Genomic DNA, 15,586 nt, shown 5'->3' on the forward strand with positions numbered 1-15,586 from the left:
CGAGTTCTGCGGTCAGCGCACACCCACGTCATCACGGTCCGCGTCGGCGCTGCCGGGTTTAGGGTCGGGGGGTGCTCGCCGCTGCCTTCGTGCCTTGTCCACCCTTGCTCGTCCCGGCCCTCACCGGCGCCGACGACAGCCAGACCCGAAGCACGCAGCCGCCCGGGGGCGCGCCACCCGTCGCAGAAAGCACCGCCCTTCAGAACGGTGCGGTCGAAGACAGCGCGGGCATGGCCGCCGGGGCCGGGGTCTCGGTGCCCGCCCTGACCGGTCCTCTGCTGGCGGCTTGCGACCAGGTGGTGTCCGGCCTGCTCGAGGCGGCGCCGCAGACTCTCGTGGTTGTCGGGCCGGGGGAGCGGACGTGGCGGCACTCGTCCGAGGAGTGGGGCACGCTGGCCGGGTTCGGCGTGGCCGTCGAGGCGCCGCGGAGCCATGCGCCGACCGCGCCGGAACTTCCCTCGTCGCTGACCATTGCCCGGTGGCTGCTGGAGCGGGCCGGCTGGAGCGGACGGCTCATCCTGCAGGAGGTGTGCACCACCGCCTCCGTACCCGACTGCCTCGAGCTGGGGCACTCGCTCGAGCAGCAGGCCGGCCCGGACTCGGCCTGGCTGGTGCTGGGCGACGGCAGCAACCGGCGGGGGGTGCGCTCGCCCGGGTTCGAGGATCCGCGGGCCGAGGCCTTCGACGCTGAGGTGGTCAAGGCCCTGACCAGCGTCGATCCGGACGCCCTGGCGGCTCTCGACCCGGCCCTGGCCGACGAGCTGGGCTGTGTCGGCCGGGCCGGCTGGCAGGTGATCGCGGGGGCGCTCGACGGGCCCGGCTCGGCGGCGGCCGCGATGCGTTACGACGCGGCCCCCTTCGGGGTCGCCTACCTGGTCGCCGACTGGCGGTTCGGGGCATGAGCGAGACGAACGCAGCCGCCACCCCCGCGCTGATCGTGGCCGTGGTGGGGGCGACCGCCACCGGCAAGTCCGACCTCGCCCTGGATCTCGCCGAGGCGCTCGACGGCGAGGTGATCAACGCCGATGCGATGCAGCTGTACCGAGGCATGGACATCGGCACGGCCAAGCTGCCGGTCGCCGACCGGCGCGGCGTGCCGCATCACGTGCTCGACGTGCTCGACGTGACCGAAGAGGCGAGCCTGGCTGCGTACCAGCGCGATGCGCGGGCTGCGCGCGACGACATCCTGGCCCGGGGTAAGACGCCGATCCTGGCGGGGGGCTCGGGACTGTACGTGCGGGCGGTGCTCGACCAGCTCGAGATCCCGCCCACCGACCCCCGCGTGAGGCTGCGCCTGGAGCGGGAGGGCGAGCAGGCCGGGGCGGCCGAGATGCACCGGCGCCTGGCCGAGAAGGACCCGGCGGCGGCGATCGCCATCCTGCCGACCAACCTGCGTCGCATCGTCCGGGCGTTGGAGGTCATCGAGCTGACCGGCCGGCCGTTCAGTGCCACCCTGCCCAAGCCGGAGTACGACGTGCCGGCCGTGCAGATCGGGCTGGCGGCCCCGCGCGAGGAGCTGGACGACCGGATCGCCGCCCGGGTGGTCCGGATGTGGCGCGAAGGCCTGGTCGAGGAGACGGTACGGCTGGTGTCCGAGGGGTTGCTCGACGGCCGGACGGCTCCCCGGGCGCTCGGCTACGCCCAGGTGCTGCGGATGCTCGAGGGCGAGCTGGACGAGGTGGAGGCTCAGGTCGACACCGTGAACACCACGCGGAAGTTCGCCCGGCGTCAGGAGTCCTGGTTCCGTCGGGACGAGCGGGTCACCTGGCTGCCCTACGACGCCGCGGATCTGCGGCAGCGGGCGGTCGAGGCCGTCTCGAGCACGCGTAGCCTTACCTCGTGACCACTTTCGCGAAAGGCCACGGCACGGAGAACGACTTCGTGCTTCTCGACGACCCCGACGGTGGGATCGACCTGACGCCGGAACTGATCCGCCGTCTCGCCGACCGGCGGGCCGGGCTGGGCGCCGACGGAGTGATCCGCGTTGTGCGCAGCGCGGCGGCGGGGCAGGACCCGAGCGCCGAGTGGTTCATGGACTACTGGAACTCGGACGGCAGCGCGGCCGAGATGTGCGGCAACGGCAGCCGGGTCTTCGTGGCACACCTTCTGCGTCGGGGCTGGGTCCAGCTGGAAGACGGCGAGGATGTGCGGATCGCCACCCGGGGTGGCGTGATGCCGGTGCGGCGCCGCGGTGAGCTGTTCACCGTCGACCTGGGCGCCTGGAAGGTCGCAGGGGGGCCGCCGGCCGTGGCTGCCGGTAGCGACGTGAAGGTCACCTTCCCCGGGCTACCCCCGCTGCCGGGTCTCTCGGTGGCGCTGAGCAATCCGCACGTCGTGGTCGCCCTGCCCGACGTCGAGACGCTCGAGGCCCTCGACCTCTCGGTCGCTCCGATCGTCGACCCGGCTCCGCCGAACGGCACTAACGTCGAGATCGTGGTGCCGCTGCACGACCAGAGCGTGCTGTCCGACCTCGGCCATCTGAAAATGCGGGTGCACGAGCGCGGCTCGGGGGAAACCCGTTCGTGCGGCACCGGAACCGTGGCTGCGGCGCTGGCCGCCCGGGCCTGGGGTGGCGACCTGGCGCCTGACCACTGGCGGGTGGACGTGCCCGGTGGAACGCTCTACGTCGACGCGGAAGGCACGGCGAGCGAGGGTGATTCGGCCAAGTTGTCCGGCCCTGCGGTGATCGTGGCGGACGGCGAACTGGTCTGAAGTCAGGCAGCGGGTCGGTGGGGTCGGCGAAAGCCAACCACCCCACCGACCCGGCCTCTCAGCGTTCGAGGCCCACGAGCGTCTTCAATTCGACGCAGGAGCGGTGACCCGCAAGACCCGGTAACCCTTCGCGCTACCCGCGCGCACCACCGACCATCCCCCGGGAAGCTGCGTCTGCAACCAGCCGTGCAGGGAGTCGGCGCCCAGGTTGCGTTGCACCACCAGGTGCGCCGACGCCTCCGGCAGCAGCCGGGGGAGCCAGTGCAGCAGCATGGCGTGCAGTTCCTGCTTACCCACGCGGATCGGCGGATTCGACCAGATCGCGGCGAAACGTACGTCGTCCGGCACCTTGTCCGGGGTGGCCGTGCGTACCCCAGCAGCCCCCGCCCGACGGGCGTTGAGACCGGTGAGCTCGAGCGCCAGTTCGTTCACGTCGACCGCCCACACCGAGGCGGCGGGCGAGAGCAGGGCCTGGGTAAGCGCGATCGGCCCCCAGCCACAGCCCAGATCGAGCAGATCGCCCTCGGGGGGCGGAGGCGGGACCTCCCGCAGGAGCACCCGGGTGCCCAGGTCGATGCGGTCCCCGCTGAACACGCCGCCGGCCGTGGTCACCTTGACCTCGCGCCCGGCCAGCATGATCTCGACCTCCTGGCGGGCGGAGGCCTCTTTCGGCGTACGGAAGTAGTGGGCGCCGGGCTCGGCCGCCTCAGAAGATTCGCTGGTCATCGCTGGCAAAGCGTAGGCCCCCGCACCGGCCCTCTTCACCATGGGCGGGAATCTCGCTGGCCACCGCCGTGTTGACATGCAAGGCTGGATGTCGTAAGCCCAGCCAGACCGACCAACGGAGGATGCTCTGAGTATCAAGGATCGCAGCACTGCCGACCGTAGCGACGCCGTCGAGCGCATCCTGTCCCGGCAGGGAACCGCACTCGCCGACGGGAACACCCGCTGGGGCGAGCACGACGGGGACCAGACCGACCTGGCCGACCGCCAGGCGCTGCGCCGAGTTTCCGGGTTGTCGACCGAGCTCGAGGACGTCACCGAGGTCGAGTACCGGCAGCTGCGACTTGAGAAGGTCGTCCTCGCCGGGGTCTGGACCAGCGGGAGCACCACCGACGCGGAGAACTCGATCCGGGAGCTCGCGGCCCTGGCCGAGACGGCCGGGTCGCAGGTGCTGGACGGTGTCCTGCAGCGTCGTACCTCACCCGACCCGGGCACCTACCTGGGCAAGGGCAAGGCCGAGGAGCTGCGCGGGATCGTCGACGCCACCGGCGCGGACACGGTTGTGTGCGACGGCGAGCTCTCGCCCTCGCAGCGGCGTGGCCTGGAGGACGTGGTGAAGGTCAAGGTCATCGACCGCACCGCGCTGATCCTCGACATCTTCGCCCAGCACGCCAAGTCCAAGGAGGGCAAGGCGCAGGTCGAGCTCGCCCAGTACGAGTACCTGCTGCCGCGTCTGCGCGGTTGGGGTGAGTCGATGTCCCGCCAGGCCGGTGGCCAGGTGGGAGCCGGTAACGGTATGGGCTCGCGTGGTCCGGGTGAGACGAAGATCGAGCTCGACCGGCGGCGCATCCGCGCCAAGATGGCCAAGCTGCGCCGTGAGATCGCCGAGATGAAGACGTCCCGGGTGACGATGCGCGACTCCCGTCGCCGTAACGCCGTCCCGAGCGTGGCGATCGCCGGTTACACCAACGCCGGCAAGTCCAGCCTGCTCAACCGGCTCACCGGGGCCGGCGTGCTGGTCGAGAACGCCCTGTTCGCCACCCTGGACCCGACGATCCGCCGGGCGGCCACGCCGGACGGGCGCGAGTTCACCCTGGCCGACACGGTCGGGTTCGTCCGGAGCCTGCCCACCCAGCTGGTCGAGGCCTTCCGCTCCACGCTGGAGGAGGTCGGCGACTCCGACCTGCTGCTGCACGTGGTCGACGGCAGCCATCCCGACCCGGAGAGCCAGATCACCGCGGTCCGCTCGGTGCTGGCGGAACTGAAGGGCGACGTCCCCAAGGAGATCGTCGTCATCAACAAGATCGACGCGGCCGACCCGGAGGTGATCGACCGGCTGATCCTGCGCGAGCCGCAGGTGATCGCGGTGTCGGCGCGCACCGGTGAGGGGATCGACAAGCTGCTCGACCTGATCCAGGACGAGCTGCCCCGCCCGGACGTGCAGGTCGAGGTGCTGGTGCCCTACGACCGCGGCGATCTGGTCAGCAAGATCCACGAGCGCGGCGAGATCCTCTCGTCCGAGCACGTGGCCGAGGGCACGCGGATCAGTGCCCGGGTCAGCGCCGGCATGGCCCACGTGCTGGAGCCGTACCGGCAGGAAGTCGCGGCTTCCTGAACCGCACCGGTTCCGTGGTCATCGGCGGCGATGCAGTCGCAGCGTCACCGAGACCACGGAACCGCCGGTCGGGCGCGGAGTCACCACCAGGTCGTGGGTGAGCTCAGCGACCAGGTAGAGCCCGCGTCCGTGCTCGGACAGCGCGTCCTCGGGCAGCGAGGGGACCAGCCGGCTCTGCTCGTCGAGCAGTTCCGGGCGGTCGCCGAATCCCGGCCCGAGGTCGGCGGCGCTGACCAGGGGATGCGGGCCGTCCCAGCTCAGGGCGATCCAGGCCGGGCCCGGGGTGTGGGCGAAGGTGTTGTTCAGCAGTTCCGCCACCACCACCTCGGCGGCGTCGAACTCGGCCTCGTCACAGTCGTCCGCCGCCCGGCTGCGCAGAGCCGCCATCACCAGGCGGCGTACCCGCGGCACCATCGCCGCGTCCTCTGCGTCGAGCGTCCAGGAAAGTATCCCCTCGGGCTCGCGACTCCCTGGAGCCCGCGCGCCGGGGGTCGTCACCGCGGTAGCCCTCCAGGATTCGTGCCGGCAGTCGAGATGCCGTCGACTGGAACGGTTTACTGCCGCTCCCAAACGCCTGGTGGCGCTCATCAGCTCGCTCCTCCGCCTGTTCCGCGCGAGACCGCCCCACCGCGGTTTGATGGTTGAAGGTCAAGCTAAAGACAAAGGTGCAGTACGGGGGCGGTTTGCCGGGGCGCAGAGTCCCATATTCAGGTCTTTGGAGTACGGCCCGTTAGGCTGGTCCGATGGCTTCCACCCCCGATCCCGAGCCGGACGAGCAGCTCGAGGAGGAGGCCGGGCAACCGGCCGAAGGGGCGCCCAGGAAGCGCCGCCGCCGGGTGGCCAAGCTGCTCGCCGCCGCGGTCTCGGAGATCGGTGGCTCCCCGCGCGAGGGCCAGGTGCAGATGGCCGAGGCGGTCGACGAGGCGATCAACGCCCGCCGGCACCTGCTGGTCCAGGCCGGCACCGGCACCGGCAAGTCGCTCGGCTACCTGGTCCCGGCGGCCAAGAAGGCGGTGAACAGCGAGCGTCCGGTGGTGATCTCGACGGCCACGCTCGCCCTGCAGGCGCAGATCGTCGAGCGTGACCTGCCGCGCCTGGCCGGCGCGCTCACCGGTGAGCTCGGCCGCTCGCCGAGCTGGCAGCTGGTCAAGGGGCGCCGCAACTACGTCTGCGTGCACAAGCTGGCGGGCGGCTTCCCGGACGACGACACGCTGTTCGACTCCCCGGCCGAGCTCCCGGTGCTGGACCAGGCCGACAAGGCGGTGAACCACCCGGCGCCCGCCACCGGCGTCACCTACAGCGCAGCCGCGAGCAAGCTCGGCCGTGAGGTGGTGCGGCTGCGCGAATGGGCCGAGACCACCCGCACCGGAGACCGGGACGAGCTCGTGCCCGGGGTCTCGGAGAAGGCCTGGCGCCAGGTCTCGGTCAGTGCCCACGAGTGCCTGGGTGCCTCCCGCTGCCCGATGGCCGGGGAGTGTCACGTCGAGCTGGCCCGGGAACGCGCCCGCGAGGTGGACATCGTGGTCACGAACCACGCGCTGGTGGCGATCGACTCGTTCGAGGGCCGCTCGATGCTGCCCGAGCACGAGGTGCTGGTGCTGGACGAGGCCCACGAGTTCGCCGACCGGGTGACGTCGGTGACCACCGACGAGATGACGGCCTCGATGGTGGAGTCCGCGGCCCGGGGTGCCCGTCGGGTCGGCGTCGGTGACACCACGATGCTCGAGGTCGCCGGCGAGACGCTGGAGGGCGTGCTCGAGGGGCTGCCCGCGGGGCGGTTCGAGAACGCGGTGCCGGAGGGCCTTCTGGCCGCGGTGTCCCAGGTCCGCGACACGGCCCGGGCCGTGGTCTCGTCGATCCAGCAGCTGGCCAAGGACGACAAGGGCGGTGAGGGCGACGGAGCCCTGCAGGTCGCCCGGGCCGCGGTCACCGAGGTCTTCGACGTGGCCGAGCGGCTGATCTCGGCCGCCGCCCAGGCCCAGGCCTACGACGTGGTCTGGATCTCCCGAACCCGGCGCCCGGACGGGGGTGAACGGGTCGGGCTGCACGTGGCGCCGCTGTCGGTGGCCGGGCTTCTGCGCGAGCGGTTGTTCGCCGACCGCACGGTGGTGCTCACCTCGGCCACGCTGACGTTGGGCGGCACCTTCGACTCGGCGGCCGGTTCGGTGGGCCTCGGGGGAGAGGGCGCGCCCGAGTGGACGGGCCTCGACGTGGGCAGCCCGTTCGACTACCCCAAGCAAGGCATCCTCTACCTGGCCAAGCACCTGCCCCAGCCCGGCCGGGACGGCACGTCGCCGCAGGCCATGGACGAGCTGGAAGAGCTGATCAGGGCTTCCGGAGGGCGCACGCTCGGGCTGTTCTCCTCGCGGCGGGCGGCCGAGGCCGCCGCCGAGGAACTGCGCGACCGGCTCGACGTGCCGATCCTGTGCCAGGGCGACGACAGCATGAACACCCTGGTCAAGGAGTTCGCGGCGGATCCGCGCACCTGCCTGTTCGGCACCCTGACCCTCTGGCAGGGCGTGGACGTGCCGGGGCCCTCGTGCCAGCTGGTCGTGGTGGACCGGATCCCGTTCCCCCGCCCGGACGACCCGCTGGCCTCCGCCCGTCAGCGGGCGGTGGCCAAGGCCGGGGGCAACGGGTTCATGTCGATCGCGGCCACCCACGCCGCCCTCCGGCTGGCCCAGGGCGTCGGCCGGCTGATCCGCTCATCGGGCGACAAGGGCGTGGTGGCCGTGCTGGACCCCCGTCTGGCCACGGCCCGGTACGGCGGGTTCCTGCGCGCCTCGCTGCCGCCGTTCTGGACCACGACCGACAAGAAGGTCGTGCTCGAGGCCCTGCGGCGGATCGACGGGGCGGCCGAGGACGCCTGAGCCTCAGGCCCGCAGGGAGACCCGGACCGCGCTGGTCAGCTCGTCGATGGTGGTGACGCCGTCGAGGAAGTCGTCGGGGAAGGTCACGTCCAGGGCCTCACCCATCGCGTTCAGCAGCCGGGGGCGCGAGGCCTCGTCGGTGTCGAGCACCGCGGGGAGCTCGTCGGGCAGACCGTCGGCGGGGACCCGCAGCTGACGGGCGACCACGGCGCGAACGGCCGAGTCGAGCTCGACGACCGTGAGGTCGAGAACGGGATCGGTCACTGCTCGATCCTTCCTGTCCGGCCGAGCCGGTGAGGAATCCGGATCGGTCTCTTAGCCGCCTGGGGCGGGGCAACGGTCACGTCACCGTCGGTTCCCAGGCCCGAAACACTTTTGACGTCCGGAGACAGTAGCGTGCCGACCTGGTCGGAACGGCCTGGTCCAGCTGTCGGTCCCCTTTTCGGAGCCGGTGATATATCGAACACCGGGCCGCCTGCAGACGTCACGAAGCCGGCTCCGCGCAGGCCAGGCGGAACCGGCTCCGGTTCTTGTGCGCGCGCTTCCGTGCGGGCGCCGTTCGGGTGTGCGGCAGTGCTGCTTCGGCCTTGGGGCGGCGCTGTTGCGGCCTCCGGGCTCTCAGACGCGACGCATGACCGCGACCACGCGGCCCAGGATCGTCGCGTCGTTACCCGGGATCGGCTTGTAGGCCTCGTTGTGCGGCAGCAGCCAGATGTCGCCGTCCTTCCGCTTGAACGTCTTCACCGTGGCCTCGCCGTCGATCATCGCCGCGACCACCTCGCCGTTCTCGGCCACCGGCTGACGGCGGACCGCGACCAGGTCGCCGTCGCAGATCGCCGCGTCGATCATCGAGTCCCCGACGACCTTGAGCAGGAACAGCTCGCCGTCACCGACCAGCTGACGGGGCAGGGCGAAGACGTCCTCCACCGCCTGCTCGGCCAGGATCGGGCCACCGGCGGCGATCCGGCCGACCAGGGGCACGTAGGACGGCGAGGGCTGGGTGTCGCGGTTGCCGTTCTCGTCCGCGAACTGCGGTGAGGCGGCCTGGCGCTCGCCCGGCATGATCACCTCGATCGCCCGGGGACGGTTCGGGTCGCGCCGGACGAACCCCTTCTTCTCCAGGCTGGACAGCTGGTGCGCAACGCTGCTGGGGCTGGTCAGGCCCACCGCCTCGCCGATCTCGCGCATGGTGGGCGGGTAGCCGCGCCGGTCGACGGTCTCCCGGATGGTCTCCAGCACCCGCCGCTGGCGGACGGTGAGGCCGTCGCCGTCGGGGGGCCCGTCGGGGAGCGTGCGCACGGTTGCGCCCCCCTTCTCCGACACCGCCGCGCCGGCGGTCGGATCGTCTGCCATCTGCCACCTCCATGACCCTGTGCCCGGCAGTCCGCCGGACACGATCACCGTAGGGAAGCGCGGCGACACTTTCAAACAAGTGTTCGAACGTGTCGCGAGTTTGTCGCCGGTGAGTGGTAGACATTGGACATGTGTTCGATCGAACCTGTGTTCGAACACCTCTCGCCCGGTCCCGATCGCCTCAGATCCCGAACCCATCGCATTGGAGTCGAAGGATGAGCCTGACGTTTGCTTCTTCGTCCGCCCGTAACCGGGCCTCGCAGCGCTCTCGGTCCGGCCGTCCCGTGCTTGCCGGGGAGCGTCCGCACCTGCGTCTCGTGCGCGAGGGGGAATGTGCGTCGGATGTCGAGAAGAGTTTCAGTGGAGGCGATTCCGGGTTTCTGGGGCGTCTGGGGGATCTGGGCCGGTTCGGGCAGTTCGGTCGGCTCGCCGGGATCGGGCGTTCGCGTGGGGAAGAAGATCCAGAACTGGGGACGTTCGGGGCGGGCGTGGGCGGTAAGCGGGCTTCCGGGCGCTCGGGTGAGTCGGGTGTGCGGGGACGACGAGGTGGTCCGGGAGGTGCGGGGCGCGCCGTTCCGGGTCGTTCGGGGGCGGGCGGTCGCGCGCTGCGACGTAGTGGCGAGGCCGGGCGTGTCGGGGGCGGCCTGGCTGAGCCGGCTAAGGCTGGTCGCGGCGAGCGTGCTGATCGAGCTTGGCGTGGTGCTGACCGGGGTGTGCTCGGTGGGCAGTCGGCCGGGCGCGGTGGGGAGCGGACCGGGCGTGGTGCCGGGCAGGTTGTGCGCGGCGAGCGGGTAGGCGACCGGGGTGGGGTGGGCTCGGCTGGGGGTGGCCGAGCAGGTGGTGCCGTGGGCCGATCGGGTGAAATGGTCCAGCGGGCCTCAGTAGTTGCGGGGCGCGCGCAGGGGGAGCGGCGCGCCGTCGGCGCCCCCGGACAGCGGGCCATCGTGTTGGGGCGTAGCGGGCATGAGCCTGGCCGGGGTGTGCGGCTGCCCGCCCAGGGGCAGGCTGTGCCTGAAGAGCGGGTTCAGCGGAGTAACTCCGGGCATGCACGTGGGGCGGGTAAGGGGCAGTCGGTCACCGCTTCGGGGCGGCCTGGCCCGGGCCGGCAGAGCCACGGGGCTGGTGCTGAGCATCGCCGGGGTGCGGTGCAGCGGGCTTCGGTCCTGGCCGGCACCCAGTCCATCGATCTGAGTGACATCGAGGTCGGCGGTCGGGGTGGTTCGTCGAAGGCTGGTCACGGGCCTGCGGCCCAGCGGGGTAGTGCCGACCGGCCGGGAACGGGGCAGGGCGCAGCTCGGCGTGCGTCTGGGGCGCCGGGCGGAGTGGAGCGCGGCGCAGGTGGGCGGGCGTCCGGGGTGCCGGGCGAGGTAGAGCAAGGTGCGGCTCAGCGGGTTTCTGGGGTGCGGAGCGGAGCTGGTCAGGTTGCGCCCGCTCAGGGCGCTGTTCCGGCGGCACCGGAGCGCGACGCCCTGCGGCTGACGCGGCGTGGTCAGGTGGTGGTGCGGGCCGGGGCTGCCCTGCTGGCGTCGACCTCCGTGCTGGCCGGGGTGCTCCTGATCAACCGCACGGCTGAGGCGGGTTCTGACGTGCAGCCGGTGTCGGTCTCCTACCGCGTGGTGCTGCCGGGCGAGACGCTGTGGGCCATCGCCGGCGAGGTGGACCCGGAGGGCGACCGGAGCGAGACGGTGGCCGACATCATGGATCTGAACGCGCTCACCGACCCCGCCGTGGCGGCCGGTCAGCGTATCGCCCTTCCGGGCAACTAACTCCGCATGTTCGGCCGGTGACAAGCTGTGGGCACTAGATGTTGGGGTTCGGTTCTCTTTCCGGGTGCGGATCTGGCAGTCTTTCCGGCGGTGGCCCGACCCGGCCTGTCGTCCTCGCCACGGGCGGTCGGCGTGTCGCGGGAGGGCCCGACAAGATCATCCGCGATCCGGACGCCTCTCGGTCATGACCATAAGTAGCTTTATAGTTGCGCGCGGTAATCGCCCGGCAGGAGCAGGCAATGGGCAACGATGCAGGTCGCGAGCACGGGTTCCGGATGATCGGGACCAGGGCGGGGGCTCGTTCCGGAAGTGGTCGATCGGTGTGGATCACGATCCGGGGCGGATGTCCAGGATCTTCGCAGGGGCGTCTCGAGGGTGGCCTGACCACGGCTGCCGGGTGGCGCGCAAGGGGTTCGGGCAGCTTGCATGTCGTTGGTCATCGTCCTAGCGTTACCCCTAGATGTAGTAGTTACAGGGCTGTAAGCGGTCCACATCTAGTTAGTGATTGCCCACAGGGCGGAGTCATCCGTTCCTTCGGCCGTCCCCGCGCCCGGTCTGTCCGGGTACGGTCCGCTCTCTGCGTGTCTCCTGGGAGGAGTCGTCGTGAACTGCCCCTTCTGCCGTAACTCCGACTCCCGCGTGGTCGACTCGCGCAGCACCGACGACGGCGCCGCGATCCGCCGGCGCCGCCAGTGCCCGCAGTGCGGCCGTCGCTTCAGCACGATGGAGACCGCCAGCCTCACGGTGGTCAAGCGGTCCGGCGCCACCGAGTCGTTCAGCCGGACCAAGATCATGACCGGCGTCCGCAAGGCCTGCCAGGGCCGCCCGGTCGGCGAGGACGACCTGGCCCGGCTGGCCCAGCGGGTGGAGGAGACCATCCGGGCCACCGGTTGCGCCGAGATCGAGGCGCACGAGGTGGGCCTGACCATCCTGGGGCCGCTGCGGGAACTGGACGAGGTCGCGTACCTCCGGTTCGCCAGCGTCTACCAGGCCTTCGAGTCGCTCGAGGACTTCGAGTCGGCGATCACGGTGCTCCGGGCCGAACGGGAGCCGACCGGCGTCGAGCCGGGCAACCCCCCGGCCTCCAGCGCCACCTGACATCGACCACCGCCGTCGCCAGGCAGGGGAAGGCCGGGCGACGGCGGTTCGGCGCAGAGACACACCGCACCACCAGCGTCACCAGTACGGCCGGGCGCCACCGCTCTGCCCTGCGCCAGGACGGCAGGCACCACGCTCCGCCGGCACCACCCGAACCATTGCACCTGCACCGCAATTAGCAACACGCCTGCACCACAACGCAATTCACCAAAGCGCCGATATCGGCACGAGTACGCCGTCGCCCGGGTCACCCCGGGCCCAGGCACAGCAACTAAGGGGAACGGACGAATGACGGAGACCGTCTCAGGCCAGTCGGGCCAGGGGTCGCGGAAGACCCGCAACGGAGCACCGCAGGTGCGCCGCACCGGTCTTAAGATCGGCCGGGTCTACACCACCGAGGGGATCCACCCCTACGACCAGGTCACCTGGGAGCGCCGGGACGTCGTCCAGACGAACTGGAAGTCGGGTGAGACGATCTTCGAGCAGAAGGGCGTCGAGTTCCCCGACTTCTGGAGCCTGAACGCCTCCACGATCGTCACCACCAAGTACTTCCGCGGCGCGGTCGGCACCGACTCCCGCGAGTCCAGCCTCCGGCAGCTCATCGACCGGGTGGTGCTCACCTACACCAAGGCCGGTCGCGACAACGGCTACTTCCTCGGCGAGGACGACGCCGAGGTGTTCGAGCACGAGCTCACCTGGATGCTGCTGAACCAGGTCTTCGCGTTCAACTCCCCGGTCTGGTTCAACGTCGGCACCAGCGCCCCGCAGCAGGTCAGCGCCTGCTTCATCCTGTCCGTCGACGACTCGATGGACTCGATCCTGAACTGGTACAAGGAAGAGGGTTTCATCTTCAAGGGCGGCTCCGGCGCCGGCCTGAACCTCTCCCGCATCCGCTCCAGCAAGGAACTGCTGAACAGCGGCGGCACCGCCTCCGGCCCGGTCTCCTTCATGCGCGGGGCCGACGCCTCGGCGGGGACGATCAAGTCCGGCGGGGCCACCCGGCGCGCGGCCAAGATGGTAGTGCTCGACGTCGACCACCCGGACATCGAGGAGTTCGTCGAGACCAAGGCGCGCGAGGAGAACAAGATCCGCGCCCTGCGCGACGCCGGCTTCGACATGGACCTGGGTGGCAAGGACATCCACAGCGTCCAGTACCAGAACGCCAACAACTCGGTCCGGGTCAGCGACGAGTTCATGCGCGCCGTCGAGTTCGGTGAGCAGTTCGGCCTGACCAGCCGCACCACCGGCGAGGTGATCGAGCACGTCGATGCCAAGGAGCTGTTCGGCAAGATCGCCAAGGCGGCGTGGGAGTGCGCCGACCCGGGCATCCAGTACGACGGCGTGATCAACGACTGGCACACCACCCCGGAGTCCGGCCGGATCACCGCCAGCAACCCCTGCTCCGAGTACATGCACCTGGACAACTCCAGCTGCAACCTGGCCTCGCTGAACCTGCTGAAGTTCGTCAAGGACGACGGCTCGTTCGACGTGGAGAAGTTCACCAAGGCCGTCGAGATCGTGATCACCGCGATGGACATCTCGATCTGCTTCGCCGACTTCCCGACCGAGGCGATCACCGAGACCACCCGCGCCTACCGCCAGCTGGGCATCGGCTACGCCAACCTGGGCGCCCTGCTGATGGAGTCCGGCCTGGGCTACGACTCCGACGGTGGCCGGGCCCTGGCCGCCTCGATCACCTCGCTGATGACGGGTGCGGCCTACCGCCGCTCCGCCGAGCTCGCCGGGGTCGTCGGCGCCTACGACGGCTACCAGCGCAACGCCGAGGCGCACCGCCGCGTGATGCGCAAGCACGCCGCCGCGAACGACACCATCCGCACCATGCATCCGATGGACATCGCCGTGCAGCGCGCCGCCACCAAGGAGTGGGAGCAGTCGCTGAAGATCGGTGAGCAGAACGGCTGGCGCAACGCGCAGGCCTCGCTGCTGGCCCCGACCGGCACCATCGGCTTCATGATGGACTGCGACACCACCGGTATCGAGCCGGACTTCTCGCTGGTCAAGTTCAAGAAGCTGGTCGGCGGCGGCTCGATGCAGATCGTCAACCAGACCATCCCGCGGGCGCTGCGCAAGCTCGGCTACGCCGAGGAGACGGTCGAGGCCATCGTCGAGTTCATCGGCGAGAAGGGGCACGTGATCGACGCCCCCGGCCTGAAGGCCGAGCACTACGAGGTCTTCGACTGCGCGATGGGCCAGCGGGCGATCCGTCCGATGGGCCACGTCCGGATGATGGCGGCCACCCAGCCGTTCCTGTCCGGCGCCATCTCCAAGACGGTCAACCTGCCCGAGACCGCGACCGTCGAGAACATCGCCGACGTGTACTTCCAGGGCTGGAAGCTCGGCCTCAAGGCGCTGGCCGTCTACCGCGACAACTGCAAGGTCGGCCAGCCGCTGTCGGACGCCAAGGCGAAGAAGACCGAGGAGCCCGCCAAGGTCGAGAAGGTCGTCGAGAAGGTCGTCGAGTACCGCCCGACCCGTAAGCGCCTGCCGAAGTCGCGTCCCTCGATCACCACCCGCTTCACCGTGGGCGGCGCCAAGGGCTACATGACGGCCGGCTCCTACCCCGACGACGGCCTCGGCGAGGTCTTCATCAAGCTCGGCAAGCAGGGCTCCACCCTGGCCGGGATGATGGACTCGTTCTCGGTGGCGGTGAGCATCGCCCTGCAGCACGGGGTGCCGCTGCAGACCTACGTGGAGAAGTTCACCAACCTGCGCTTCGAGCCGGCCGGCCTGACCGACGACCCGGACGTGCGGATGAGCTCCAGCATCATGGACTACGTGTTCCGCCGCCTCGCCCTGGACCACCTGTCCTTCGAGGAGCGCTCGGCCCTGGGCATCTACTCGGCCGAGGAGCGCACCCGCGAACTGGAGACCGGTTCCTACCTGCCGGCCGAGGACGACAGCGAGGACGTCGAGGAGGAGCTGGAGAACCTGGCCCAGTCGGCTCCCTCAACCCCGGCCCAGCCCGAGGTGGTGCAGCCGCTGACCACGGGCCACGCCACCAGCCAGCTCCCGGTGGTGAACGTGAGCGGGGCCGCCACGGCGAAGTCGGCGCCGACCGCGGTGCACTCCTCGGCCGAGCTGTTCGAGGCGATGCAGGGCCGCACGGCCGACGCCCCGATGTGCTTCACCTGCGGCACGAAGATGCGCCCGGCCGGTTCCTGCTTCGTCTGCGAGGGCTGCGGCAGCACCTCCGGCTGCAGCTGACCTGTCCGGATCCGACCAGGGGCGGTGCCGAGAGACTTCGGCGCCGCCCCTGGCGCGTTCGTACCCACCAGCTCGTGGGTGCGTCCGGAACAGCTGAAAAGGGGGCCCTGGCAAGCGGAGAACGCTCACCAGGGCCCTGGGTCCTGCCTGCCGACCTCAAGCCCCGGTCTCCGGCCCCCGCGCCCGCCTGCCCGCCGATCCGGTGACAGGGCCGGCGAACAGAT

General features: G+C 70.7%; 13 protein-coding genes. 9 read left to right on the top strand and 4 right to left on the bottom strand.

Annotated elements, in window-relative coordinates:
- Positions 1-71 precede the first annotated feature (71 nt).
- From LWF15_RS17245 to dapF, 3 genes are read left to right on the top strand one after another with little or no spacing between them, the layout of a single operon-like run.
- Complete coding sequence (locus LWF15_RS17245; protein ID WP_232811861.1) at positions 72-902, top strand: class III extradiol ring-cleavage dioxygenase family protein; 831 nt, start codon at positions 72-74, stop codon at positions 900-902.
- Positions 899-1,843, top strand: a complete 945-nt coding sequence (gene miaA, locus LWF15_RS17250) for a tRNA (adenosine(37)-N6)-dimethylallyltransferase MiaA (protein ID WP_232811862.1) — start codon at positions 899-901, stop codon at positions 1,841-1,843. The genes LWF15_RS17245 and miaA overlap by 4 nt, the downstream gene beginning before the upstream one ends.
- Positions 1,840-2,712 (top strand): diaminopimelate epimerase, encoded by an 873-nt coding sequence (dapF, locus tag LWF15_RS17255; RefSeq protein WP_232811863.1) that lies wholly within the window; start codon positions 1,840-1,842, stop codon positions 2,710-2,712. Before miaA ends, dapF begins: the two co-directional genes overlap by 4 nt.
- A gap of 84 nt (positions 2,713-2,796) precedes the next feature.
- Here the strand turns inward: dapF and LWF15_RS17260 are convergent, their stop codons facing one another.
- Positions 2,797-3,438 (bottom strand): class I SAM-dependent methyltransferase, encoded by a 642-nt coding sequence (locus LWF15_RS17260; protein ID WP_232811864.1) that lies wholly within the window; start codon positions 3,436-3,438, stop codon positions 2,797-2,799.
- Positions 3,439-3,565: 127 nt separating this feature from the next.
- Between LWF15_RS17260 and hflX the strand changes: the two genes are divergently transcribed.
- Positions 3,566-5,050, top strand: a complete 1,485-nt coding sequence (hflX, locus tag LWF15_RS17265) for a GTPase HflX (RefSeq protein WP_408623500.1) — start codon at positions 3,566-3,568, stop codon at positions 5,048-5,050.
- 18 nt (positions 5,051-5,068) lie between these two features.
- On the opposite strand, the gene LWF15_RS17270 is transcribed toward hflX, so the two are convergent.
- The gene (locus LWF15_RS17270; protein WP_232811866.1) at positions 5,069-5,548 is read right to left on the bottom strand and encodes an ATP-binding protein; all 480 of its coding nucleotides are present in this window, start codon (positions 5,546-5,548) and stop codon (positions 5,069-5,071) included.
- A gap of 245 nt (positions 5,549-5,793) precedes the next feature.
- Between LWF15_RS17270 and LWF15_RS17275 the strand changes: the two genes are divergently transcribed.
- Positions 5,794-7,920: an ATP-dependent DNA helicase gene (locus tag LWF15_RS17275; RefSeq protein ID WP_232811867.1), complete on the top strand. Its 2,127-nt coding sequence runs from the start codon at positions 5,794-5,796 to the stop codon at positions 7,918-7,920.
- Between the two features lie 3 nt (positions 7,921-7,923).
- Here the strand turns inward: LWF15_RS17275 and LWF15_RS17280 are convergent, their stop codons facing one another.
- Positions 7,924-8,184: a hypothetical protein gene (locus tag LWF15_RS17280; protein ID WP_232811868.1), complete on the bottom strand. Its 261-nt coding sequence runs from the start codon at positions 8,182-8,184 to the stop codon at positions 7,924-7,926.
- A gap of 354 nt (positions 8,185-8,538) precedes the next feature.
- Positions 8,539-9,273 carry a transcriptional repressor LexA gene (lexA, locus tag LWF15_RS17285; RefSeq protein ID WP_232811869.1) on the bottom strand — a complete coding sequence of 245 codons (735 nt, stop codon included), beginning with the start codon at positions 9,271-9,273 and terminating at the stop codon, positions 8,539-8,541.
- A 360-nt stretch (positions 9,274-9,633) separates the two neighbouring features.
- On the opposite strand from lexA, the gene LWF15_RS17290 reads away from it, so the two are divergent.
- From LWF15_RS17290 to LWF15_RS17305, 4 genes are all read left to right on the top strand, one after another.
- Positions 9,634-10,068 carry a hypothetical protein gene (locus LWF15_RS17290; protein ID WP_232811870.1) on the top strand — a complete coding sequence of 145 codons (435 nt, stop codon included), beginning with the start codon at positions 9,634-9,636 and terminating at the stop codon, positions 10,066-10,068.
- 605 nt (positions 10,069-10,673) lie between these two features.
- A complete protein-coding gene (locus tag LWF15_RS37605) occupies positions 10,674-11,039 on the top strand; it encodes a LysM peptidoglycan-binding domain-containing protein (protein ID WP_232811871.1) in 366 nt (121 codons plus the stop codon).
- A 603-nt stretch (positions 11,040-11,642) separates the two neighbouring features.
- Positions 11,643-12,137 carry a transcriptional regulator NrdR gene (nrdR, locus tag LWF15_RS17300; protein ID WP_232811872.1) on the top strand — a complete coding sequence of 165 codons (495 nt, stop codon included), beginning with the start codon at positions 11,643-11,645 and terminating at the stop codon, positions 12,135-12,137.
- Between the two features lie 288 nt (positions 12,138-12,425).
- Positions 12,426-15,362: a vitamin B12-dependent ribonucleotide reductase gene (locus LWF15_RS17305; protein ID WP_232811873.1), complete on the top strand. Its 2,937-nt coding sequence runs from the start codon at positions 12,426-12,428 to the stop codon at positions 15,360-15,362.
- The last annotated feature ends 224 nt before the right edge of the window (positions 15,363-15,586 follow it).

The sequence above is a fragment of the Kineosporia rhizophila genome, assembly GCF_021277265.1.
Lineage (GTDB): Bacteria > Actinomycetota > Actinomycetes > Actinomycetales > Kineosporiaceae > Kineosporia > Kineosporia rhizophila.

What these genes read in the sequence shown, in the direction of transcription:
- miaA (WP_232811862.1), top strand. Translation starts at nt 899, where the DNA reads ATGAGCGAGACGAACGCAGCCGCCACCCCCGCGCTGATCGTGGCCGTG.
- LWF15_RS17260 (WP_232811864.1), bottom strand. Translation starts at nt 3,438, where the DNA reads ATGACCAGCGAATCTTCTGAGGCGGCCGAGCCCGGCGCCCACTACTTC.
- LWF15_RS17275 (WP_232811867.1), top strand. Translation starts at nt 5,794, where the DNA reads ATGGCTTCCACCCCCGATCCCGAGCCGGACGAGCAGCTCGAGGAGGAG.
- lexA (WP_232811869.1), bottom strand. Translation starts at nt 9,273, where the DNA reads ATGGCAGACGATCCGACCGCCGGCGCGGCGGTGTCGGAGAAGGGGGGC.
- LWF15_RS17305 (WP_232811873.1), top strand. Translation starts at nt 12,426, where the DNA reads ATGACGGAGACCGTCTCAGGCCAGTCGGGCCAGGGGTCGCGGAAGACC.